20 protein-coding genes are annotated in these 24,144 nt (G+C 58.8%); 5 read left to right on the top strand and 15 right to left on the bottom strand.

From position 1 onward, the window contains the following. Positions 1–30: 30 nt before the first annotated feature. The 12 genes from C5F71_RS26375 to C5F71_RS26320 all read right to left on the bottom strand — a co-directional run bounded on the left by C5F71_RS26375 (position 31) and on the right by C5F71_RS26320 (position 15,552). Positions 31–678 carry a response regulator gene (locus C5F71_RS26375; RefSeq protein WP_029291685.1) on the bottom strand — a complete coding sequence of 216 codons (648 nt, stop codon included), beginning with the start codon at positions 676–678 and terminating at the stop codon, positions 31–33. A gap of 40 nt (positions 679–718) precedes the next feature. Continuing rightward, on the bottom strand, positions 719–3,901 hold the full coding sequence (locus tag C5F71_RS26370) for a hybrid sensor histidine kinase/response regulator (RefSeq protein ID WP_104912388.1): 3,183 nt from the start codon (positions 3,899–3,901) through the stop codon (positions 719–721). 82 nt (positions 3,902–3,983) lie between these two features. Further along, on the bottom strand, positions 3,984–5,177 hold the full coding sequence (locus tag C5F71_RS26365) for an EAL domain-containing protein (protein ID WP_029291689.1): 1,194 nt from the start codon (positions 5,175–5,177) through the stop codon (positions 3,984–3,986). Then, a complete protein-coding gene (locus C5F71_RS26360) occupies positions 5,164–7,974 on the bottom strand; it encodes an ATP-binding protein (RefSeq protein WP_104912387.1) in 2,811 nt (936 codons plus the stop codon). Before C5F71_RS26360 ends, C5F71_RS26365 begins: the two co-directional genes overlap by 14 nt. A 64-nt stretch (positions 7,975–8,038) precedes the next feature. After that, positions 8,039–9,025 (bottom strand): fimbrial protein, encoded by a 987-nt coding sequence (locus C5F71_RS26355; protein ID WP_104912386.1) that lies wholly within the window; start codon positions 9,023–9,025, stop codon positions 8,039–8,041. 23 nt (positions 9,026–9,048) lie between these two features. Then, the gene (locus C5F71_RS26350; protein ID WP_104912385.1) at positions 9,049–9,774 is read right to left on the bottom strand and encodes a molecular chaperone; all 726 of its coding nucleotides are present in this window, start codon (positions 9,772–9,774) and stop codon (positions 9,049–9,051) included. 100 nt (positions 9,775–9,874) lie between these two features. Beyond that, on the bottom strand, positions 9,875–10,369 hold the full coding sequence (locus C5F71_RS26345) for a DUF4019 domain-containing protein (RefSeq protein ID WP_092236701.1): 495 nt from the start codon (positions 10,367–10,369) through the stop codon (positions 9,875–9,877). A gap of 88 nt (positions 10,370–10,457) precedes the next feature. Continuing rightward, complete coding sequence (otnI, locus tag C5F71_RS26340) at positions 10,458–11,264, bottom strand: 2-oxo-tetronate isomerase (RefSeq protein ID WP_104912384.1); 807 nt, start codon at positions 11,262–11,264, stop codon at positions 10,458–10,460. A gap of 39 nt (positions 11,265–11,303) precedes the next feature. Further along, complete coding sequence (locus C5F71_RS26335) at positions 11,304–11,942, bottom strand: aldolase (RefSeq protein WP_104912383.1); 639 nt, start codon at positions 11,940–11,942, stop codon at positions 11,304–11,306. Continuing rightward, a complete protein-coding gene (otnK, locus tag C5F71_RS26330) occupies positions 11,939–13,231 on the bottom strand; it encodes a 3-oxo-tetronate kinase (RefSeq protein WP_104912382.1) in 1,293 nt (430 codons plus the stop codon). The genes C5F71_RS26335 and otnK overlap by 4 nt, the downstream gene beginning before the upstream one ends. A gap of 20 nt (positions 13,232–13,251) precedes the next feature. Then, on the bottom strand, positions 13,252–14,226 hold the full coding sequence (denD, locus tag C5F71_RS26325) for a D-erythronate dehydrogenase (protein ID WP_104912381.1): 975 nt from the start codon (positions 14,224–14,226) through the stop codon (positions 13,252–13,254). 15 nt (positions 14,227–14,241) lie between these two features. Next, complete coding sequence (locus C5F71_RS26320; RefSeq protein ID WP_070994859.1) at positions 14,242–15,552, bottom strand: MFS transporter; 1,311 nt, start codon at positions 15,550–15,552, stop codon at positions 14,242–14,244. A gap of 165 nt (positions 15,553–15,717) precedes the next feature. Between C5F71_RS26320 and C5F71_RS26315 the strand changes: the two genes are divergently transcribed. The 3 genes from C5F71_RS26315 (at position 15,718) to C5F71_RS26305 (ending at position 18,149) form a co-directional block, all read left to right on the top strand. Continuing rightward, complete coding sequence (locus C5F71_RS26315; protein ID WP_104912380.1) at positions 15,718–16,497, top strand: FadR/GntR family transcriptional regulator; 780 nt, start codon at positions 15,718–15,720, stop codon at positions 16,495–16,497. A 141-nt stretch (positions 16,498–16,638) separates the two neighbouring features. After that, positions 16,639–17,073: a hypothetical protein gene (locus tag C5F71_RS26310; protein ID WP_104912670.1), complete on the top strand. Its 435-nt coding sequence runs from the start codon at positions 16,639–16,641 to the stop codon at positions 17,071–17,073. Between the two features lie 293 nt (positions 17,074–17,366). Then, a complete protein-coding gene (locus C5F71_RS26305; protein ID WP_256588019.1) occupies positions 17,367–18,149 on the top strand; it encodes a hypothetical protein in 783 nt (260 codons plus the stop codon). Between the two features lie 665 nt (positions 18,150–18,814). On the opposite strand, the gene C5F71_RS26295 is transcribed toward C5F71_RS26305, so the two are convergent. Next, entirely contained in the window at positions 18,815–19,264 is a 450-nt protein-coding gene (locus C5F71_RS26295; RefSeq protein ID WP_104912378.1) for a hypothetical protein, read from the bottom strand. Between the two features lie 85 nt (positions 19,265–19,349). Between C5F71_RS26295 and C5F71_RS26290 the strand changes: the two genes are divergently transcribed. Beyond that, the gene (locus C5F71_RS26290; RefSeq protein WP_104912377.1) at positions 19,350–19,631 is read left to right on the top strand and encodes a helix-turn-helix domain-containing protein; all 282 of its coding nucleotides are present in this window, start codon (positions 19,350–19,352) and stop codon (positions 19,629–19,631) included. Between the two features lie 1,064 nt (positions 19,632–20,695). Then, complete coding sequence (locus tag C5F71_RS26280; RefSeq protein ID WP_158682903.1) at positions 20,696–21,691, top strand: fimbrial protein; 996 nt, start codon at positions 20,696–20,698, stop codon at positions 21,689–21,691. 134 nt (positions 21,692–21,825) lie between these two features. Here the strand turns inward: C5F71_RS26280 and C5F71_RS26275 are convergent, their stop codons facing one another. Together C5F71_RS26275 and C5F71_RS26270 are read right to left on the bottom strand one after the other, a co-directional pair. Next, complete coding sequence (locus C5F71_RS26275; RefSeq protein ID WP_104912375.1) at positions 21,826–22,926, bottom strand: polyamine ABC transporter substrate-binding protein; 1,101 nt, start codon at positions 22,924–22,926, stop codon at positions 21,826–21,828. A gap of 62 nt (positions 22,927–22,988) precedes the next feature. Next, the gene (locus C5F71_RS26270) at positions 22,989–23,804 is read right to left on the bottom strand and encodes a carbon-nitrogen hydrolase family protein (RefSeq protein WP_104912374.1); all 816 of its coding nucleotides are present in this window, start codon (positions 23,802–23,804) and stop codon (positions 22,989–22,991) included. Positions 23,805–24,144: the final 340 nt, after the last annotated feature.

The following is a 24,144-nucleotide window of genomic DNA, read 5'->3' as shown; positions in this document are numbered from 1 at the left end:
TAAGGAGGTGATTAGTTGATAAGGCACGGATTAGTTGAAGATGTTTTGCGCCAGGCAATAAGCCAACAAGTCTTGATCACTACTGACTTCAAGTTTGCGCATGGCCGAAATCTTTTGCGCACTGATAGTCTTTGAACTTCTATTCTGGCTGCGCGCTATATCACTGACACTTTTGCCTGAAATAAACAAACGCAGTATCTCGAATTCCTTCGGCGACAGGGTCGAGAAACGCGCATCGATAGCCGTCATCGACTCGACCACCGAAGTCTTGGCGGGCTCCAGGCTGCGATACAGCGCCTGCTGCACAATAGACTTGAGGGCCACCTGGATTTCGGTGTGCAACTGGCTTTTCTGGATGACGCCCACCACGCCCATCTCTTGCAGACGGGTCAGGATCAGATGATTGGAGATCATGGTCAGGATCAGAATCTGCACCTGGGGGAAATGCCGCTTAAGGTATTCCACCAGTTTCAAACCATCGCCGTAGGGTGAATCGCCGGGCATGTTGTAATCGGTAATCACGATGTCGATAGGCTGCTGTTCAAGCAGCCCGATGAGGCCTGCCGAACAGATCGCTTCGCCCACTACTTGAAAGCGCGCGTCTCGCTCGACGAGTTCTCGCACGCCCAAAAGCACGATGGGGTGATCATCCGCAATAACCACAGTGAAGGTTTTCATAAGGGTTGCCCGTAATGCTGGTTCAGTGAGTGAGGAGGGCTCATGGCTGCACGCTGAGCAAGGCTGAAAGCCTACTGCTGACCTGGTTTATGCGCATTTCCAGCGCGGGATTGAGCCGGCCGCTGGCCAACTGGCTTTCCAGTTCGACACACGCCTGGGCCAGGTCCAGCGCCTGCACCGCGCCCAGGGCCCCGGCCACCGAGTGCAAGGTTTCGGCCAGGCGCCGGCAATCGCGTTGCTCCAGTGCGGCGCTGATGCGCTGCAGATCGTGCTGTACGCTGCTGACAAACAGCGGGCGCATTTTTTCTGACATCTGCACCGTGTCGATCACCGCCGGCAAGACGCGTACCGTCGGCCGGCACAGCTTGATCAGTTGCGCGCGCAGGGTTTGCAGGCTCAAGGGCTTGACCAGCCACGCATTCATCCCGACTGCCAGGCAACGCATGCCTTCTTCGCGCATGGCATTGGCGGTGACACCGATGATCGGTAATTGCGGGTCATGTTCCCTGAGGGTGCGGGCCAGTTCGTAGCCATTCATCAAGGGCATGTTGACGTCGGTCAGCACCAGGTCGAAGGCCTGGGGTTGCCACAGGTGCATGGCCTGCTCGCCATTGTCTGCCAAGGTAACCGTACAGCCCAGCGCTTCCAGTTGCTCCTGGATGATGGCCTGGTTTACCGGGTTGTCCTCGGCCACCAGAATGCGCAGTTGCAACTGCCCGGCGCTCTGTTGTTCGGCGTGCTGCACGGCTTCCTGCTTACCCTGCTGCGCCAGCGAGACCACCGACGCAATGGCACGCACATCATGCATATCCACTTCCCAGCCCTGGGCCGTATACAGCGGTGGGCTGTGTGCACCCGGCACACACAAGACACGCGGCCCGGCCCAGGACAATCGTGGCCCGGCGGGCAACATGTCGACCAGTACGGCCTGCGCATTCTGTGAGGCCAGGGGCAGCGTTGCCACCGAGGCCTGGATACCCAGGCGGCCGAGCCAGTCGCACAGGGATTCGGCCAACTCGCGCACCGGCGCCTGTACATAGACCGGCGTCGCGCTCGGCTCAAGAAGGGGAAGTCCGGGCAGCTCGCCACGGCCTACCGGCAAGCTCATTTTCAAGGTGAAACTGCTACCCAGGCCGGGCTCGCTGACGACCTTGATCTGGCCATCCATCATTTCGGCGAGCCAGCGGCATATCGGCAGGCCCAGCCCGGCACCGCCTTGGCCAGCGGTGTCCGGTGCCTGGTAGAACAAGTCGAACAGCTTGGCTTGCTGCGCCTGGCTGATGCCCACGCCAGAGTCGGTCACTTGCCACTCCAGGTCCACCTTATCGGCCCCCCGGCGAAGCGCCCGGGCCCGAATCACCACGCGTCCTATGTCAGTAAATTTGAGCGCATTGCTCACCAGGTTGTTGAGGATCTGGCGGATCCGCATCGGGTCGCCGACCACACAGTCGGGCAACTGCGCATCGATGCAGCCATACAGTTGCAGGCCCTTGCGCTGGGCGAAGGCGGCGTAGGTGTGCAAGGTGTCTTCGAGCATGTCCAGGGGGCAAAACTCGATGGACTCGATTGCCATCTGCCCGGATTCGATTTTCGACACGTCGAGCACATCACTGATCAGTTGGAACAACGTGGCAGATGAGCGTTGGATGGTGTGCAGGTAGGTTTTCTGGCGCGGGTCCAGGGTCGTCAACCCGAGCAATTCCAGGGTGCCGAGCACGCCGTACAACGGTGTGCGGATTTCATGGCTCATGGTTGCCAGGAACAGCGTCTTGGCTTCATTGGCCGCATCGGCGGCGCGCCGGGCATCTTCCAGGGCCAGGGCGTCTTCAATATGCCGGGTCACGTCGTTGAACGCATAAAGCCGCACATCCTGGCCTTGATAACGGGTCGACACGAAACCGACCTGCAGGTGCCGGCCTTCGATTTCCAGGTGGGTTTCGCCACTGTCGGCGCTGTCCTGGAAGCGGCTGAGGGCCGCCACCAACCTGGCGGTGCCCGGCCATTGTTGGGCGCGCTGGTTCTCGATCAGCACCTGGCCATCCGCGCGGCCCACCACACACAGGCCGGTAGGCGCGGTGTCGATAATCACCCGGCTGAATGCCACGCTTTCGGCAATCCGCTCATGGGCCTGGCGCGCCGGACGGATCACTTGCTTGCGGTACCAGCGGCTGCCGGCCCAGACAATCGCCAGTACGGCACACAGAAACAGCACCAGGATGGTCAGTGGCCACAGGGCATAGCGGAAAAAATGCTTGTAGCTGATCCCGTAGATTGCAGTCCACTGCGACTGGGCGTCGTGGGTGATTTTGAACTCCAGCCCGTCGGCGCGAATATTCAGCCCTTCACCCAAGGCAGAGGCGGGGACCTGGGGCCCCGTCAGCGTCTGCCCAGCGGGGGAGATCAGGGTGAATCGATCGTAGATGGACGACTCCATGGTGCGTTCCACATCGTTGACGTGTGCCATATCCAACAGCGTAGCAACCATCACCTGGTTAGTGCCTTGACCCGCGCGCAAAACCTGAGGGTTCAGGGGGATGCCGATATACGCCAACAACTGCGGAGCCCCGGAGGCCTTCCCGGTTGGGGTATAGGTTTCCCAGTAAAGTCTGTCGTCTACCCGGGGCAGTTGCTCGAGCCTTTGCTGCACCGCGTCGGCCTGTTCGGCCGTGGGGCCGTTGAACGGGGTTGTGCCGCCGCGTTGGTAGCCGACCGCAGGCACCGCAATGTGGTAGTTGACCAGGCGGTTGAGGATAAAGACGTGGGGCGATGCGTAGGGCGACGATGACCAGTACGCGCTGTAGTAACTGGCCAGATGCACCCCCAGGGCAAAGATCTTCTGCTGCTCGCCAGGCGTGACCCGTTGCGCCTCGAACTGTGCACTGAAGGGCACCGAAAAAGCGAACTCACGACCTTCATAGCGGGTGTTGTGCATGTCCAGGCGATGGCTCTGGAGGCTGGCCTGGGTGTTCTTGTCGCTGATCAAGTCCCGTTGGATCGCCGGCTGCGCCAGGGTCCGGAGGAAGGTTTCCTGTTCCTGGATATTTTCCATCAGCCGGGCAAAATGAAACCCCACCGCGGCGTGCTGCTCATCGATGATCCGCTGCAACGCCCAGTAACTGGTGCCTGCCAGCAACAACGCGACGCCGAGCACGCCCATCAGCCCTTTGTTCAAGCGCAGTGAGCTGCGGGTGAATGCTTCCAGGATCGCGTTGTTGTGCTTCATTGATGGTTTTCGCAGGCGGCTGAGAAATCGGCGCTGGATGGAGTTTACTCCTTATACAGGTTAGACAAATCCGAGCCGGGGGCTAATGAGATGTCGCTGGGCCATCATTGTTCAACAGTTGTTGAAATTGTTCTGAGGAGACCGCATGGGAGATCAGAAAACCCTGCACCTGGGTGCAGTCGATTTTGCGTAGCAACGCCAGTTGCTGGGGCGTCTCCACACCTTCGGCCACCACCGTCAGCCCGAGTTTGCGGCCCAGTGCGATGATGCTCGCCAGGGCCGAGGTCATGCCTTCGTTGTCATGGCAGCCCTGTACCAGCGCCTGGTCGATCTTGAGCTCGGTAAACGGGGTCGAGACCAGGTTCAGGTAAGAGCTGTAGCCCTTGCCGAAATCGTCCTGGGACAGGCCGAAACCCTTGATGCGCAGGCGGCAGGCGCCGGCGTAGAAGTTGCTGATGTCCTGGGGCACCGAGCATTCCATCAGCTCGAAGCAGATCATCCCCGGGATGCCTTGGTGGTCGAGGACGAACGCCAGCAGGCGGTCTGCCAAGTCATGGCTATTGAGCAGGTGGGTCGGCAAATTGATCGACACCGGAATCTCATACCCGCGCTGGCGCCAGCGTTCCTGGGCCAGGATCGCCTGTTTGAGCACCAGCCATAGCAGGCGTTCTTCCAGGTCGAAGGTCTTGATCGCCGGCAGAAACGCGGCGGGCAACATCACCCCTTGCTCGGGGTTCATCCACCGCACCAGCGCTTCAGCGGCGACAATCCGGCCGTTGGCCAAGGATTTTTTCGGTTGGAACCAGGCCTGGATCTGCCCGTTGCCCATGGCCTGGAGGAGGGTGTGCCGGTCAATCGCCGGCGGCGTGGCAGGCGCGGGGGAGGGGCTGCGGTCCTTGTGGTTGAGCTGGCTGACCAGGCTGCGCAAGGCGTCGGCTGCGACTGGCTTGGAAATCAGGCCGATGACTTTCACATCGAGATTTTTCGCCACCAGGCTGGCCGCCATCAACATACGCCGGGAGGCGGCACTCATGATGGCCAGGGCAGGCTTGCAACGCAGGGTCGCCAGGCTCTGGATAAATTGCACACCGTCCATGCCCGGCATCAGCAGATCGGTCAGCACCAGGTCGAAATCACGCTGGCGCAAGCGCTCCAGTGCTTCGTTTCCATCCTGGGCGGACTCCAGCATGAAGTCGCCCAATTCATTGAGCAGGTTCTGCAGGTACAGGTGCTGCAGGGGATGGTCCTCGACGATCAAAATACTATAGGGCTTCATGGGGGATCCGTGTGTAGGGCTCCAGGTAGTTGAAGAGGGCCCGCAACGCAAAGGGTTTGACCAGGCAATGGTTCATTCCGGCGGCCAGGCACAAGTCTGCCTCGCCGCGCATGGCGTTGGCGGTTGCGCCGATGATGGGCAGCGCGCAACCTTGGCTGCGCAACTCCCTGGCTAGTTCATAGCCGTTGACTCTGGGCATATTCACATCCGTCAGTACCACGTCGAAGTGTGAGGCCTTGCACAACTGCAGCGCTTCATGACCATCGCAGGCCAACTCCACGGTGCACCCAAGTTCCTCAAGCTGGTCACGCAAAATCAGTTGATTGATAACGTTGTCCTCAGCCACCAGCACATGCAGGTCGAGCTTGCGCAACTCACGCTTTTGCACCTGCTCGTCGACCCGGGCGACCCACAATCCCTGGGCCTGGCTGACCGCCTGGTGAATGGCGCTCAACTGGTTGAGGTTGGCATGCCACACGCCGGTCTCGGCATGCTGGCCATTGCTGCTGTTGCCACTGACCAGGATCACCGGCCCCGGCCAGTCGGGCACCAGGGGCTGTTCGATAGTGCCGGGATGCAGCTCCAGCAGCAGTTGCCCGTCGGGGTGGGTGGGCTGGCCGGTCTGGGCCCGGGCGCCCCAGCGACGCAGCCAACCGCTGATGGATTGAGCGAGTTCGGGAATGGGCGAAACCACGTAGACGGTCTCGGCGAGCAAGCTGCTCATGGGCGCGCAGGGCGCCACTTCGAGCGGCAGGGTGAGGCTGAAACTGCTGCCCAGGCCCAGTTCGCTGACCATGCGGATATGCCCATTCATCAATTGCGTCAGGCGCTGGCAAATCGGCAAGCCGAGCCCGGTACCGGCGACGACGTTGGTGTTGCCTTCGCTTTGATAGAACGGCTCGAAAATCATCGCCTGGTCTTCCTGGGCAATGCCTTTGCCGGTGTCGGACACTTGCCACAACACGCTGGAGCGCTCGTCGTCGCGGTCAAGCAACTTGACCCGCAGCACCACGCGCCCGTAGTCGGTGAACTTCACCGCGTTGCTCAACAGGTTGTTGAGGATCTGCCGCAGGCGGGTGACATCGCCCCTCAGCCGCTCGGGTAACTTGGGGTCAAAGCAGGCGTACAGCTGCAACCCCTTGCCCATTGCGGCCGCGGCGTAGCCCTGGATGATTTCATTGACCAGGTCCAGGGGCGAGAACTCGCTCAGTTCCAGTGCCAATTGCCCGGCCTCGATCTTCGATACATCCAGCACATCGCAGATCAGTTGCAGCAAGGTGGCCGAAGAACCCTCTATGGCATGCAGATAGTCTTTTTGCTGGGCATCGAGCTGGGTGCGGGCCAACAGTTCCAGGGTGCCCAGCACGCCGTACAGCGGTGTACGGATTTCGTGACTCATGGTCGCCAGGAACAGGGTTTTCGCGGCATTCGCAGCGTCGGCCGATTGCCGGGCTTCTTCCAGGGCCGCTTCCACCTGCTTGCGCGCGCTGATGTCGCTGAATGCGCAAAACAGCACATCCTCGCCTCTATAGCGGGTGGGTGCACTGCTGAGGTAAAGGTGGCGGCCGTCGAGGGTCTCGAAGTAGTCACAGTGCCCGGAGGGCTCACCATCGAATGCCTGGCGGATCCAGCCGGCGCAGAGGGTTTCACGCTCCAGGCCGGTGCCCAGCCACTGCTGGGCCAGGGTGTTTTCCAGTACCACCTGGCCGTCGGTGCGCCGCAGCACACACAGGGCCACCGGCGCGGTCTGGATCACATCGCGCCCGAAGGCTTCGCTTTCAATCAGCGCCTGGATGCCATTGATTGACGGGATGATGAAGCGTTGATTGACCCGGCGCATCACCAGCCAGATCAGCGTGACGCTGAACAGGCAAAACACCAGCGACCCGAGCAGCTCGCGCCACAACCCCCGCACCACATCGCGCAGGTTGATCGTGTACATCAGTTGCCAGTCCGACGATTTCAGTTGCTTGCGAATCACCAGGTGATCCGGCACCAGGCCATCGCCGACAAACCCGAAAAAATTCTCGCCCTTGGGCTTGAGCAGGGACTGGTCCAGCCGTGGGTCATGGCTATTGGTAAATACCAGCATGCCCTGGGAGTTGAGCATCATGAACTCGCCCGCGCTCTGGTCATTGAGGGTTGTGGAGACTTCCTGGCTTTCCATCTCCAGGCCCAGCCAGCCGGAGTCGGGATCGCGCTCATCCAGCAAAATGAACAGGTAGAGGTGGGAGTGCCCCTCGGTTTGGTCGCTGAGCCAGAGTTCGCCGGGGTCCAGTGGGTTGTGTTGCTTCAACGCCCGGAGGCGGTTGAGCATGCACTTGGAAAACGGCAGTACCTGCGGCGTCGAGTCATAGAGCCGGGTCAGTTGCGGATCGGGGCCGGCGGTTACGTAGAGCAGGTTGACCTGCTTGGTCTTCAGGTAACTGCGCATGCGCGAAGTCAGCCAGATGCTCCACTGATGGCCTGGGGCATTGCCCAGTTGCAGGCGCTGCTCTTCGCTGGAGGCCGGGTAAGCCTGGGCCTTGGCCTGGGTGGATTTGCGTACCGCTGACAGGCTCAGGCTTTCGAGCAGTGCTTCACGGGTGGTGAAGAAGGTATGAGCCTCGGCAATGGCGCTACTCATATAGCCACGCCGCTGGGAGATGTCATTGTTGAAGGTGGACAGCAGGAACGTGTAGACACCGCTCAAGATGCCGACCAATAACACGGCGGCGAAAAGACGAAGCAGCCTTCTGGCTGCTTCGGGGCGGGAAAGGACAGGATTGATCTGCAGCAGATAACTTTTAAATCGCATCGGCGGATTTTAATCGGCCACCCAGCGCCTGGGCATAAGACGATCCTTAAAAGCAGCCACGTATCTACTTGTAGAACATATCGACCACGACCGCCGCATCGAACGCGCCGGGAACGGGCAGGGTGCGCCACTTCAGGTCCGCCCTGAAGTCCTGGCGGGTGGTCTGGTTGGCCCCCTTCATCTGGGCCAGGGGGAACCACTCATTGAAGGGCAGGTTCTGGTTCGTATAGTCCCAGGACAACGCGATGCCCACGGAACTGTTGTTGGTGGGCACCAACAAGCCATTGACCACGTTCCCGCCGCCCGGAGTGGTAGCGAAGCGCGCGCTCACCGTATACGGGGTATCGCAGGCTTTGCGCAGGCTCAAGCTGAAGGCTGCGGTGCTGGCCACTTCGCCGATCTGCGCCTTGCGCGAGGGCTTGGGGAAGCTCACCACATTGGGCGTAATCGTCAGGTCGGGCGTGCAGGGCACGAAGCGTATGTCGTTCACGCCGGTGACGATGTAGTTGAGGTTGCTGTTGGGGCGGTTGTTGAGACCGGTAATACCGTCCAGTTGAAACACCCGGTATTGCGACAGGGTACTGGCCTGGCCGTTTTGTGGGGTGGTACCAAACTTCTCGATAAATACGCTGAAGTTGAGGGTGAACCGGGCCTTGTCCCAACCCACGCAACTTGCCAGGGTGCAACCGCGGTCGGAGTAGAACCCAGTACCGTACTTGCCGCTGCTTTGGGTGATGGGCACCGAGTTATAGCGAATCCCGGCGCGAATACCCTGGCCGATGCTGACGCTTGCCGGGTTCAAGTAGAAATACACTTCCTCGCGCCCATGCAAGTAGTCGTCTGCGCAGATCACATTGACCGAGCGAGGGCCGGACTCCCAGATAATCGTGCCATCTGGCGCATCGGCCGCCACGGCCAATGCGGTGCCCAGGGGAGCGGTGTCGGCGATCGCGCCGCTACCGTCCACCCGGCAGGCCAGGGCGTAGCTGGTAGCGGGGAGGGCGGCGCAGGCAAGCAGGGTGGCTACGAGCAGGTATTTAAGAGGTGACATAGGTCGGTATTCCCCGCGATCCATCACTTGAGGGCCGCGCGATGGCGGGCCTGCAAGCCGATATCGGTGATTTCGGTAAAGTTGATTTGGCTCCCGGCGCTGATGGGGGCCTTGGTGCTGAAGACCTTGCGTTCCCCGGGCTTGAGCAATACGTAGTCCTCCAACGCCTGAACCTGGCCGCCGGAATCGCTCTGCACGTCCACCAGGGACAGATGAAACGCACTGGGATTGGTGACGGTTACCGATTGCGCATCGGTGCGGCTCCACACCAATTGCTGCACGGCCTCGGACGAACTTCCTGCAAGCCCTGGCGGGCGATAGAACAGCTTGAGACGCTGGCGCACGGCAAATTGCACACTGTCGGCGGTCTCCGGTTTCAGCGGGATTTCCATGACGTTGAGCAGGAACATCGACTCCACGTCGCCGGGCAAGCCTTCGCCGGCGTACAGAATGCGCAGCAGGTGATGCTGTTGAGCATCCAGGCGAACCAGCGGCTGGACCACGGCGAAGGGCACCGGTTGAGTGGCATCATCGTTGTCCCCAGTGACCCAGCTTTGCACCACCAATTCGCTGGGGGACTGATTGACGATATTGATGCTGGCTTCTTTGAATTGGCCAAAGTAGATCAGGCGCGTGCCTTCAATCTTGACCGCCGCCTGCGCGCAGGGCGCCAGGGCCAGCAGCGCTGCAATCAGCGCGCTGATCCAGAGCAAGGGACGGCACAATGGCCAGTGGTTGAGTGGTGACATGAGGGCCCGTAGCTTTCCTGGGTATGTTCGCAGTGGCTTCGGGGTGCATGGTAGGAGGTGGGGGCCGGGGATTCTCTCAGGCGATTCTTAAAAGCCAAAATCAGGGCTGGGACGCTTTCTGCTGGTCGCCACCGAAAGTGACGCTCTTGTTAAAGAAATACCCCACCACACGCCATTGCTGGTCATCGTTGCGAAACACCACCTTTTCCCGGACGGTGGTGGTGGAGAACGTCGAGGCGAACTCGATAAGCGCGTATTTACCGGCGGGCGCATCAGGCATCTGCTCGGTAAAGCCAATGGCAGCCGGTTCCCGTTTGTGCAGTGTCCCCAAACCAAGGCGCAGGGCCTTGAGCCCATTGACCCATACCAACTCGGAGGTTTTCGCCTGCAGCACCGGGCTGACGGCTGGCCAGGTGCGGTCGGCCTTACCCGCATCCAGTAGCTCCAGAAACACCACTGCAGTATCCAATACCTGCTGTTGCTGTTGCGGTGTCCCCGGATCGGACGCCATGACCTTGGGCGTGCTGTTGTTGAAACTGATATCGCAGCCGCCAAGCAGCACCACACTGCACAGCACAATCGCCAACAGCTTCATGCAAAACCTCCAGGGGCGCCTTCATCCGTTGGGACGAGTAAAGACGAGCTTTGGACGCGTTGCCATGGGCCGGGTTAAAAAACCGATCTCAGCTTGGGCTGCCTTGAATCGAGCGCGCCTGCCAATCGCGCAGCCATTGCAAACCTTGGGATGTGTTGCCCCGTGGCCGGTATTCGCAACCCACCCAGCCGGTGTAGCCCAACTGGTCAATCAGCTCGAACAAATAGGGGTAGTTCAACTCGTTGTGCAGGTCCGGTTCGTGGCGATCCGGCACGCCCGCAATCTGGATATGGCCGATGCCGGCGAAATCCCGGCGCAGCGTCGTCGCCACGTCGCCTTCGACGATCTGGCAATGGTAGATATCGAATTGGACTTGCAGGTTGGCGTGGCCGACCGCTTTGCAGATGGCGTGCGCCTGATGCTGGTGGTTGAGGAAAAAGCCCGGGATGTCCCGGGTATTGATCGGTTCCAGCAGTACGGTGACGCCGATTTTGGCGGCCTGGGTCGCTGCGTAGTCGAGGTTCTCCAGGTAGGTCTGCTGGTGCCTGGCGCGATCGGCCTCGTCTGCCAGCAGCCCGGCCATTACGTGAATGCGGTCGTTGCCCAGGACGGCGGCATATTCCAGGGCCTGATCGAAACCTGCGCGAAACTCCGATTCGCGGCCGGGCAAGGATGCGGTGCCTTTTTCCCCTGCCGCGATATCGCCGGGCGGCGCGTTGAACAGGGCCTGGACCAAGCCATTGTCGTCAAGCCGCTGCTTGAGTTGCTGCGCGGGATAAGCGTAGGGGAACATGTATTCCACGGCCCGGAAACCATCGCTAGCGGCGGCGGCAAAACGGTCGAGAAAATCATGTTCGGGGTAAAGCATGCTGAGGTTGGCAGCGAAACGAGGCATGAAGACTCCTGCGGTGAAAAATCAATCGTATGGCCTGGGTTACCACTGAACCCCAAAGACCTCGTGCAACTCATCCAGTGCAGACTGAGGCAGGGGAGTCGGTCGTGGCTGGTTCATCAACCACAGGCGTGCGGTTTCTTCCAGCTCTTCCAGGGCGTAGCTGGCCTTGGACACTGAGCTTTCCCAGATCACCGGCCCCAGGCGTTCAAGCATTACACCGCGCACCAGGTTAGCCAACTGCGCCACGCGCTCGGCGACCTTGGGGGAGCCGGGACGTTCATAGGCGATCTGCGGAATGCGCCCGACTTTCATCACTTGATAAGGCGTCAACGGCGGCAGGATCATATCCTCCTGCCAGACGCCGGCCAGGGTCAGCGCCACCAGGTGAGTGGAGTGGGTGTGGACCACGCCGCCAACCCCGGGGTTGCGATCGTAGACTTGACGGTGCAGCGCCAGCGTCTTGGAAGGCTTGTCACCGCTGACCCAGTCCCCGGCCAGGCTGACCTTGGCTATCGCCGCCGGGTCGAGGCGCCCCAGGCAGGCGTCCGTGGGGGTGATCAGCCAGCCGTCCTCCAACCGCGCACTGATGTTGCCGGCGCTGCCCACCGTGTAGCCACGGGTGTACAACGAAGCGCCAACGTCACAGATCTCTTCACGCAGGGTGTTTTCGTTGCTCATGCCGGAACTCCTGCCAGTTGCTTGAGAGCCTTGTCGAAGAAGTCCACACCGCCGAAATTGCCCGACTTGAGTGCCAGCGCCAGCGGTTCCCCGGGCGTGCTGACGCAGGCGGGTACTCCAGGGTCGATTTGCGCGCCAATCTGCAATAGCTGGATATTCAGCGCCTGGACCACGGCGCCCGAGGTTTCCCCGCCGGCGACCACAAAGCGCCGTACGCCGGCCTCGCGCAGACCGCTGGCGATCCGCCCCATGGCTTGCTCGACCAAATGCCCCGCACGCTCAGCGCCCAACTCGCGCTGGACCGCCTTGACCTCGTCGGCCGTGTTGGTGGCGTAGATCAGCACAGTTTGCGCATGGTCGGCAGCGAAGGCCAGTGCGTCCTCAACCACCGGCTTTCCCGCCGCCAACGCCAGCGGGTCGACCCGCATCGCCGGACGACCTGCCTGCAGCCAGTTCGCGATCTGGCCCAGGGTGGCCTGGGAAGCGCTGCCCGCAAGTACCACCGCTGCGCCTCGGACCTCGGGCACGTGCGCGGCGTCCAGGTCGCGCAGCTTACCGGCACGCCGGAAGTTGCCCGGCAGGCCCAGCGCCAGCCCGGAACCGCCGGTGAGCAGCGGCAAGTCCGCACAGGCTTCGCCCAGCAGATAGAGATCGGTATCACACAGGGCGTCGGCGACAGCCATGCTGACACCGTCGGCGCGCAGTTGAGCAATGCGCGCGCGTATGCTCTCCACGCCGGCGGACACGCTGTCGTGGCGCAACAGGCCGACCTTGCCTTGGGTCTGCGCTTGCAGCACGCGAACCAGGTTTGCGTCTGTCATGGGCGTCAATGGGTGATGCTGCATGCCCGACTCGCTGAGCAATTGGTCCTGAACGAACAAATGCCCACGAAACACCGTGCGGCCGTTTTCCGGGAAGGCGGGGCAGGCAAGGGTGAAATCGCTGCCAAGGGCCTGCAGCAAGGCTTCGCTGACCTGGCCGATATTGCCGGCCGCCGTTGAGTCGAAGGTTGAACAGTATTTGAAGAATATCTGTTCACAGCCACGTTCACGCAGCCAGTGCAGCGCTTGGAGTGATTCCTCGACGGCATCGGCGGCCGGTACCGTGCGCGATTTCAGGGCGATGACAATCGCGTCGGCATCGAGTTGGTTGGCAACATCGGCAGCGGGAATGCCGATGCTTTGCACCGTGCGCATGCCGCCGCGCACCAGCATGTTGGCAAGGTCGGTGGCACCGGTGAAGTCGTCGGCGATGCAACCCAGCAGCGGCCGGGCAGGGGCATTCAACATGTCGAACTCCTCAAGCGGGTTTAGCCGGGCTGGTATTCATGGATGAACTGCTCGATCACATCGGTGAAACGCTCATCCGCGGTGAAGCCCAGGTCCCGGGAGTAGGTGGCACAAAACGCGCCCGGCCAGGAACCGACGATGCGCTCGATCGCCTGATTGGGTTCCAGGCGAATGCGTTCGGCCACTTGCGCGCCGGCTGTCTGGCGCAGGGCGTCGATCATGCGCTCTACCGTGATCGACAGGCCCGGCATGTTGATCACTCGGCCCTCCGTCAACTGCTCGCTACGCAGTTCATGGCCATGGATCAGGTTGCGAATGGCCTGTGCAGGCGACATCAGCCAGAGCCGGGTGTCCAGTGGTACCGGGCAGACGCTGGTCTGGCCGCTGAGCGGTTCGCGGATGATACCGCTGGCGAAGCTGGAGGCTGCAAGGTTTGGCTTGCCCGGGCGCACGACGATGGTCGGCATGCGCAGGCTGCGACCGTCGACGAATGCACGCCGGCTGTAATCGGCGAGTAGCAGGTCGTTCATGGCTTTTTGTGTACCGTAGGAGCTTTGTGGCGCCCATACCTGGTTATCTGGCACCTGTTCCGGCAACTGCCCGCCGAACACCGCGACGGAGCTGGTCATCACCCATTTTGGGCATGTGCCAAGCTGGCGCACGCGCTCCAACATGTGCTGGGTTGCACTGAAGTTGATGCGCATGCCCAGTTCAAAATCGGCTTCGGCCTGGCTGGAAACCACCGCAGCCAGATGGAAAATGCTGTCGGTATTGGCATCGATCAAGCGCTCCAGCACATGGGCGTTGGCGATATCGCCACACACCACTTTTACCCGGGGGTCATTGATCCCCGTCAGTTCGACCATGTCGAACGCGACAATCTGCTCGATGGGCCGGGACTGGCCCGTGCGGTCGGTGAGCGAACCACGCAGCAGCAGCGCTTCGATCAGGCGGCGGCCAAGGAAGCCGGCTGCACCGGTCACGAGAATATTCATGAGTTACTCCAAACGTCAGCGGTTGACGAGTTTTCCGGGAATTCTGAAGACCAGCAGGGCGCCGAGGAACAGTGCGCTTGCCATCACATACATGCCGATTGTGGTGCTGTGGGTCAGGTCCTTGAGGAAGCCCATCAGGTAGGGCGAGACGAAGCCCGCCAGGTTGCCCCAGGAGTTGATCAAGGCGATCCCGGCCGCCGCCGCCGTACCGCCAAGGAACGCAGTCGGCAGGCTCCAGAACAGCGGCAGGGTGCTCATGGCGCCCATCGAACCCAGGGTCAGGCCGATCATCGACACCGTGAAGTTGTCGCTCCAGGTCGCAGAGATGAACAGGCCGATGCCCCCGAGCACGGCGGTCAACGCCAGGTGCCAGCGCCGTTCGCGCAACCGGTCGGCACTGCGCGAAACCAGGATCATGGTCAGAGCAGCGGCGGCGTAAGGGATGGCGGTGAGCATGCCCACCTCGAACACATCGCTGACACCGGCCTGGCGGATAAGGGTCGGCAACCAGAAACCGACGGTGTAGAAACCGGCGATCATGCAGAAGTAGATGGCCGTCAACAGCCAGATACGCGGCTGTAGGAACACCTCTTTGAGGCTGTGTTTCTGGTGGCCGACGGCTTCTGCGTCAATGCGTGCCTGCAGCAGGGTTTTTTCTTCACGGGTGAGCCAGCCAGCGCTGGAGATCCGGTCGCTGAGGCAGAAAACCACCAGGAAGCCGACAGCAATCGAGGGTAGCCCTTCGAGGAAAAACAACCATTGCCAGCCCGCATATCCATGAACCCCATTGAAGGCGCTCATGATCCAGCCGGACAACGGCGCGCCTATCAGCCCGGACAGCGGCACGGCGGTGGCGAACAGCGCGTACATCTTGCCGCGGCGGTGGGTCGGGAACCAATAGGACAGGTAGAGGATGACCCCCGGATAGAACCCGGCCTCGGCGATCCCGAGCAGGAAACGCATGATGTAGAAGGATGTCGGCGTCGTCACCAGGGCCATGGCCGAGGAGATGATGCCCCAGGTGATCATGATGCGTGCGATCCACAACCGCGCGCCGACACGATGCAGGATCAGGTTGCTGGGCACCTCGACGAGGAAGTAAGCAATGAAGAAAATCCCTGCGCCGAGGCCATAGACGGCTTCGGAAAATTGCAGATCGTCTGACATCTGCAACTTGGCGAAACCGACGTTTACCCGATCCAGGTAGGCGACCAGGTAGCACAGCAACAACAGCGGCATGATCCGCCACGCCACTTTGCGATACGCCAGGTTCTCGAAGCGATCTGCGGGTACGACGGCACTGGTTTGAATCACTGATTCAGTCATGTGTTTCCCCCATCCTTATTTTTATAGTGGGTGGCGTTGTTTGTGTCGGATTACATGATGGGGCGTTTTTTATCATAATACGTCATACGAATTCAATGGCTAAATCCAGAGAGGACGGCGGGTCTAAAATGCAGTACCTTTCACAGATTTGAGCCAGAGTCGTCTATGCCCACTCCTGACAAATCCTCCTGTAGTGCCGATACGCTGGGTACCCTGAAGGACTCCGCCAAGGGCACACTGTCCGATCAGGTGACGGCGGCCCTCAAGGCCTATATCGCCAGCGGCGAAGCGCTGCCAGGGCATCGCCTGCCCACCGAACCGGTACTTTCGCAGCGTTTTGGCGTCAGCCGCACGGTCATCCGCGAGGCCATTTCGCGCCTGAAGTCGGCCGGCCTGGTCGAGGTCCGCCAGGGCAGCGGTACGGTGGTCAGCGAAGGGGCACACATCAAGGCATTCACGATTGACCTGGATGTCGGCGGGTCGATCGAGGCTGTATTGAGAGTCACCGAACTGCGCCGCGGCATCGAAGGCGAGGCGGCGGCATTGGCGGCCCAGCGACACTCACCGGCGCAACTGGAAGCCATCCACCATGCGCTCAAGGCCATTGATGCAGCGGAGCAGGGGAGCCGCGATGGGGTTGAGGAAGACTTGGCGTTTCATCACTCCATTTCCAAGGCGACCGGCAATCCGTTGTACCCGTCATTGCACGAGTTCATCGCGCAATTCATCAAAGAGGCGATCCGCATCACACGCTCCAACGAAGAGCGGCGTCGAGACCTGACCAAGACCGTACGGGCCGAGCACTTTGCCGTGTACGCGGCCATTGCCGCGCGTGATCCAGAAGGCGCGCGGCAAGCGGCGCTGGAGCATATCAATAATGCGGTAGAGCGGCTTAAAAGTGCGGATCCGTCGTTTTGGCAGAGTCCGGGGGCGAGGAAGGTTTAGTAGTTGAGCTTGGGGATGTGAGCGGTTTTTTTATAACTAAACTAAACAGTCATTTAGTTTAGTTATATTTATTGTTTATATTATAAGGGGGCGGTCTATATGCGGGGAAGGCTTACGTCAGGTCTATGGGTGGCATGTTTCGTGACCAGCGCCACGGCGCTGGCCGATGAATTGCCGCGTAGCGAGCAGATAAAAGCGTTCCGCGCTGCTGGATTTAACCAAGAGACGTCGGAGTGCGAAATCGAAACAACAGGTAGCTACACGCCGGCAACCATGGAAGTGGTTGAAGACCTGAACGGTGACGGCCGGCCGGATGCCTTGATTACCGAAGGCAGCACTGACTGTTATGGGCAAGCAGGTACCGGATTTTATCTAGTCAGCCAGCAACCTGACGGTCACTGGAAACTCATGCTCAAAGAAAGCGGCGTCGCTGAGTTTCTCGCTAGCAAAGGCAGTAATGGTTGGCCTGATATCGAAGTCGGCGGCCCGGGCTTTTGTTTCCCAGTACTGCGTTACGACGGGCAACGTTATCGATTTCACCACAGCGTTGGTGAACGGTGTGCTGACTCGCCGTAAACGTCCGATGGCCCAAGGGTCAAACGAAGGCAGGTCAGCGAGGGCGACGGTGGCTGCTTTTGAATCTGGGGTGCGGTTGGTTCTATGTCGCTTAGTGAAATGCACCGAACAGAGCCCCTGAAGGACAGTCTGCTTGGTTCGCATAATGTATATTATGTTAAACGACAGGCTATGTCGTAGATGTTCATGAGCTGTCTAAGCCACTGATTCGACAAATCCGTTTCTGACGTCCACTCTCTCAACGGGCCATGTCCTTCGTGTTCATGACGAGTCATTCAATGTGGTGGCTGCCGATGAAGCTGATTCAGTGCCGTTTCTCTTCAGGTCAGCGTGTTCCGCTGCTCGTGCACGCTGGTAACGCAGCGCCTTTGCCCATAGTCATTCCGTTCATCTACGTTCAACTCAAACTCAGGTACCGAGCTTACAACACGGCTGCGGCACATCTGCGCTCGATTCAGGCTTTCTACACCTACGCCGAAAGCCGAGGCCTAGATTTTGATGGTCAATTCCGCCTCGGTGGGCGGGAAGCAAATGTGTTTCGAGTAATCCCGCGTCGAGTGACACTCTTGGACATTAACCGCGCGTTGGGGAACGATGAAAAATATCCATCCATTTTTTCACGCCGATCATTAACAGAATCTAACGGCGCGCCTATTCGACTGACTAGCCACCAACCTCGACACTGGCGAAACACTATTTATCATCTGACCGGTATGAGTGATGTTCAGCAAGCATTGGCCTTAGGGCGAAAACGCCTCGACCAGAATGTCTACTACCAACACACAAGCATTGAGGAAAACACTGCTGCGCATCACGAGTTCTTGGCGTTCAATAGCCATCACGAGCGCATCGATTTTCTGCATACAGGCATAAGAGATAAACGCATTCAGGGCGCGTTAACCGACAGTTACCATGCGTTGCTGTCAGATAAAGGCACGACAACTGCAGAAGCATTCCTCACCGTACACGCCACGGCGCTACACGTAACACCCTTCGGAGGTTGCATTCACGATTTCTCCCAAGCGCCCTGCCCTAAGCATCTTCAGTGCTGGAACGGCTGCTCGCATCTCCAGTAGCGATGTATGGCTGATGGACCAGGAAGACAAGCTCAACAATTTAAAATCCGTCCTCGCACGCGATACCAATGTAGGTGTGCAACGCGTATTTCCGAATGGGCATCCTATGACGATTGCGGACACGGACAAACGGCACAGCTCTGTTTCAGATGATTAGAGGCGACCATGGCTCATCGACAGACCTTGAGAGGCGGGACCTTGGATGAGGCCATCGACGCCCTCCTCGCCCAAATGATTAGCTTAGGACTAGAGAACGCGCCTATTTCGCGCCCCGAAGTGCAGCGTCGATTGGGTCTGACTAGCCGAGCTACCTTAGTGGGGGACCGTGGGATGCGAATCGAGTCCGCCCGTATCGCGCAACTCAAGGAGAGTGGGAGAGATCCAGACGGTGCCCGCCGCCGAAGAAGCCTCGAAGAACGTATTGCTAATCTGCAGGCGGAGAATGCCGACTTGATAAAGCAGCGAGACCAGCTCTTTGAAGCACTGTCGGCAATTGCGCACAACTGTCTGCTGAAAGGATTGGATGTCGAAAACATACTGACTCCGTTGCGGAAACGGTAAGTGGCAGAAAGGTTGCCAACGCCGCCAACTGACTCGGCGGGCAGGCTAGATTGCCTAATCGCTAGCGCGTCGAAGATGCCGTTAACCGTTCGAGCGTGTTGGTCTCATGCTTGCTGAGATGCCGGTGTAGCCGAAAAAATGATACGAGGATTTTGCAAATCGGATGTGCTGGACCCCAAGGCCTCAGTGTAGGTATGCCCTCCCTCCAGGCTATACACGTAGGCCGCCTCCTCACTGGTGTTATCCACCATTTCGCGCACCTCTAACAGCCTCTCCATCTTCCACCCGTCACTTCCGTTCAGATAAGCCGGTGAAACCAACTGCACATCCAACAGCCAGATGTCTGCTCCCTGTTCGTTAAGTAGCTTCTCAAGCGCTGAAACGCTGGCAAGCATAACCATACTAGTCAACGCTTCACCGCCTTGTTGTCGCCCTACTCTGACGTAAAACCAGGGACAATGAGTGGTCTGCTCAACGTACTGCCAGTACTGGGTAGAGTCATCACCCAGGTATGCGCCGAGGAAAATCTCTGCTGGTTTGTGAGTGATGAACATAGCTCCACCCCAAAAGTGAACACTATAGATTGTAGCTCTATAGAGCTCGCGAAGGCTTCATCGTTCCTTTTGCGAGGTCGGCAATATGGAACTGAAACAGGCTTTTGGCACGGCCCTGAAAAAGCTGAGATCGGAGAGAAAGCTTTCCCAGGAAGATTTCTCCGACGTCAGTAGTCGTACCTATCTCAGCACCCTAGAGCGCGGTCTGAAGAGCCCTACGATCGAGAAGGTAGACGAGCTAGCATCTGTAATGGACGTTCATCCGCTGACCATCCTCGTAGGCTGTTATCTGCTTCAGGACAATCCGATCACCCTTGACGAGCTGTTTTCTCGGATTCGAACGGAGCTGCCAAGCGAGATGAAATGAACATTGGGCGAATTAGGATTACCCTCCATAAGCAAAGGGGATCAACGGAAGACTGCGGGTTGTAAGGCTTGTGCTAGCATCCAATTTGATCCGAAGATCGAGGTCAGCAGCGATGAAGCACCCAGTTCAGCCGGAAAATAGCCTCTCTGAAATTTTGGAAGGTAAACACAAACGTCGTGATGCGTTAATGCTTGCTATTAGCCTTGCGTCGCCGTCCGAGCTAGAAGGATCTGCTCAGCGTTTGAAAGAGGTGATGAGGAAAGCAGCTGGCGCGCGCCGTCAGCGCATTCCCCCACCAGAGTTCGCACGATAGGCGAAAGTACGATTTCTGCTTCTTAGAACAACAGCGCTACCGTGTCGATCGTCGGTGTCAGCCCCGTACCGTGGATTACCAACGTTGATGACCATATCTACTGCAGTTGGGGCTCGCTATATACATCGTAATTTCAGTCCTTAGCATAAGCTTCAGACTTGACGCTTGGGCCTCAGACTGAAGTGCAGGCGGCGAACCAAAGCTATCGTTGGTTCATTGATAAAGGTTTACTCGAATCCGAAATCGCCTCCCGCCGTTAACTACTTAATAAGCCTGCAAAAATCTGAGGGCCGGTAAAAGCGTTCTTCCGCTATGTAGCGGCTAAAACGTCTTGCCTCGTGAGAATATATTCAGCGAGGAGTAAGTATGTCCTCACAAAACCCTATCAGATAATTCGCGCTTTTTATCTGTTATTTCCACACGTGAGAAGGACGAATCTGATTCGCTATGATTGATGCCTCATGGCATGCAGACTGCGGTTTCGGTGTAACGTAAAATGCAAAAGCCGAAAATCACGGATTGAGATAAATCGTATGACGACAGAGCAATATATGAACTTTGAACAGTTCAGCGCTGAAAAGCCAGCCCTAAAAAAGGACATACGCCTTGTTGCGCGCCCATTGAATATGAAGGCTGAGCTATTGGCTATACAGGTACAAATGGTCAATATCGCATGATGCGCTGTTTGCCTCTTTCGTTGTTCGCCCTTAGCGGGCTCTGGCGCAGACGCACCCGCAGGTATCGGGAGGTCATGGCCACTGTCTGTGTAGTTAGCGGTCTGCTAGCATTACCAGCCAGTGCCCTGGCGGGCTGCGCGGCGAGCGGCAATAAAATCGTGCCGTCGATTTCGGATGTGCCCACTGACAGCGGAGGGATGATCTCGTCCGTTTGGCACTCGGCAACCATGTCGCTCATCTGCACGAAGATGCCCTCAGGCACCTATACGAATACGATGGGTGCTACAGGCGTGCCTGCCGGAGCATCCGTCGAGTTTGATGGCGCGTCCTACAACCTCTACCAGACGAACGAGAGTGACGTATTTTACTTTGGGACTTCTTCTGTCGATGGTGGGGCGGAGCACGGATTGAGTTCCAACGTCTACGAAACCGTGCGAGAGATAGGCTTCGGCGGCAGCAGCGGCCGCTACTTCGACTTTACAATGCGTTCGACGGTCAAAATAAGGTTTTACAGCCCCAAAAAGAGCATGACCTCAGGCCTGCGCACCATCAATACATTGGACGTCATCACGGGCAAAATTACCCATACTAAACCCGGGGTCTACAACGGTATATGGACGATGCGCACTGATAAATTCACGTTCGTGGCCAAGGGTACCTCCTGCACCTTAACCACGCCGGCCAATATTAAGCTTAAGCAAGTGAGCATGGTCGATATGCCTTCAGTCGGGTCCAGCATCGCCGGCGGTGCATTTGTACTGGGCCTGAAATGCAGCACGGATGCACCTGCATTTCAAGTGAGTTATTCCATGTCGGACGTGTACAACCCTTCGAACCTTTCTTCCTATCTGAGCCTGGCCGATGAGCCCACCAGAGCGGCGGGTATCGCATTACAAGTGTTGAATGGGACTAACGCCATCAGTTTCGCCCCTTCAGCCAATACCATAATGGGCAACTTGAGGAGCGGTACCATCAGTCAGCCTATGACCGTGCAATACATACGGACCGGTAAGATCGCGACGCCTGGAAAAGCCAACGCGGCTGTCACCGTTACCTTTACTTATGACTGATTGCTTTCTGGACTATCACACGCAAGCGTCCGGCCAACCCACCTTCCTGACCACGACACTATTTGCAGCTCACCGGAGGGCATTCCCTAGGCTCTAGGTGGCTGGCCAGACAGAAACGCTTCCAGTCATCGTAATCAGGTCCCACTCTTGACCTTACTCCAGACCCGCGTGCGCACCCGCTCCAGTTTCAAGGGCAGCGGCTCCAGCGCAAACAGCGTATCCAGCACTGCTTTGGAAGGATAAACCCCCGGATTATCGCGCACCTTCGCATCCACCAACTCCGTGGCATCCTTGTTGGCATTGGCATAGCTGAGGTAGTTGGACGATGCGGCGATCACCGGCGGGCGAAGCATGTAATCGATAAACGCCAAACCCTGTTGGGGATTCGGCGCATCATTGAGCAGCACCAGGTTTTCCACCCAGATCGGCGCGCCTTCCTTGGGGATGCTGTACTGAATCCTGCGATCATTGCCGGCTGCATCGGCCGCTTTGCGCGCGTCCATCACGCCACCCTCCCAGCCGACGACGGCGCAGATATCGCCGTTGGCCAGATCGGTGATAAAGCGCGAGGAGTCGAAGTAGCGGATATGCGGGCGCAGTTTTAACAGCAGTGCCTGGGCCTTCAGGTAGTCGTCCGGGTTCTGGCTGTTGTAGGGCAATCTCAGATAGTGCAAGGCAATCGGGATGATTTCAGCGGGCGCATCCAGCATGGCCACGCCGCACTCGCCCAGCTTGGCGAGATTTTCCTCCTTGAAAATCAGATCCCAGGAATCCACCGGTGCGTCATTGCCTAGCAGCGCGTGGACTTTGGCCACGTCGTAGCCGATGCCGGTGGTGCCCCACAGATAAGGTACTGCAAAGCGATTGCCGGGGTCGTTGCTACTGACCTTGGCGAGGATGTCCGGGTCCAGATGGGACAGGTTGGGCAGTTGCGAGCGTTCCATTTCCTTGAGTACGCCGGCCTTGATCAGGTTCGGCAACAGGTCGCCGGTAGCGACTACCACGTCATAGCCGCTACGCCCGGCCATGAGTTTGCTTTGCATGACCTCGCTGTTGTCGAACACATCGTAGGCCGATTGAATGCCGGTCTGCGCCTGGAAGTCCTTCAGCGTGGTGGGCGCGATGAAGTCATACCAGTTATAGATATTGACCTTCGGCTCCGCCGCTTGGACGCAAGCCATTGCGCCGCTGATCACGGCAGCCATCCCCCATTGCATGCATCGAATAGCGATCATCACGAACTCCTGGGCCGGCACCTGCGCGCCAGTTGATTATTGTTTGGAGGGTACAACCGCTGTCAGCGAATCAGCAGTTCACGGCGGCCATCAGGGTGCTCCACAGCCTCGCCTTGCAGCAGCAACCGACGATCATTGAGGTAGTGATAGTCCCTGCGAGCCGCCTTGATTTGAGCAAGGTCCAGGCTGATCACATGGCGGGTTTCTTCGCGCCCGGCTTCGTACAGCAGGCGACCAAACGGGTCGACCACGGCGCTTCCGCCAGCAAACACCAAGCCTTCATCGCCCCGCCCTGCGCGATTGACCATAACGCTGAACAGCTGGTTTTCCTGGGCCCTGGCCATGATCGCGGTGCGGTGCACCGGGCCGTAGGGGTCCATGTTACCGTTGGTAAGGATGATTAACTCGGCCCCCAACTGCGCCAGTACCCGCGCCGTTTCCGGAAGCTCGATGTCGTAGCAGATCAGCAGCCCGACACGCACGCCGTTCCACAGCGTAGTGACGAAGCGATCGCCCGGCGTGATGTCGGCGCGCTCGGAGGGCCACAGATGGGTTTTGCGATAGCGCAAAGCAATGCCGTCAGGGGTGATCAAGACCGAAGTATTGTAGTAGCCGCCGGCATCACATTCGACCAGTCCGATAACAACCGACACATTGCGCTCGCGCACCGCTTGTTGCACGGTTTGCAGTATCGGGCCTTCCAGGGGCTCGGCGACGTTGGCCAGTTGTTCACCACCGACGAAGCCCATCAAATGGGTTTCCGGGAATACCAGCAGGTCGGTATCTGTGCTGCAGTTGGCGATGGCCGCCAAAGCACGTGCAACGTTGTACGCCGTATTGCCGTCGCGGCCGGCTAACTGCATCAATTCAATCTTCATCAGTGATCCTTCCGCGCAGTTCAGCAAGTTCTTAAAGAGTATGGGCGGCGCTAACGAAGCGGAACATCACGTCGAAGGGGTACCCCCCAGGGGGTAGTGAGATCAAATAATACTCAGATGAAAGCAGCCCCTTCATAAGACAACATCATCGTTACTCCCGCGCTCACCGGCCCTCAGTGTGCGTTCAAGGCCGTGCGAATGTAGCGCACGCTTAGGGGCTTACTGATCGACCCAGCGCCTTTAGGCATAGCGTCTAACGTGCGCTGAGAAGCAGCCCCCGAACGTCACAGCCGTTACCCCCTCCATGCTCTGCAACCACACGACTGAGACCTGCTCGGTT

This window comes from Pseudomonas sp. LG1D9, assembly GCF_002949995.1.
GTDB lineage: Bacteria > Pseudomonadota > Gammaproteobacteria > Pseudomonadales > Pseudomonadaceae > Aquipseudomonas > Aquipseudomonas proteolytica.
The sequence above is the reverse complement of the archived record's forward strand: the minus strand, read 5'-3'. Positions and strand labels throughout refer to the sequence as shown.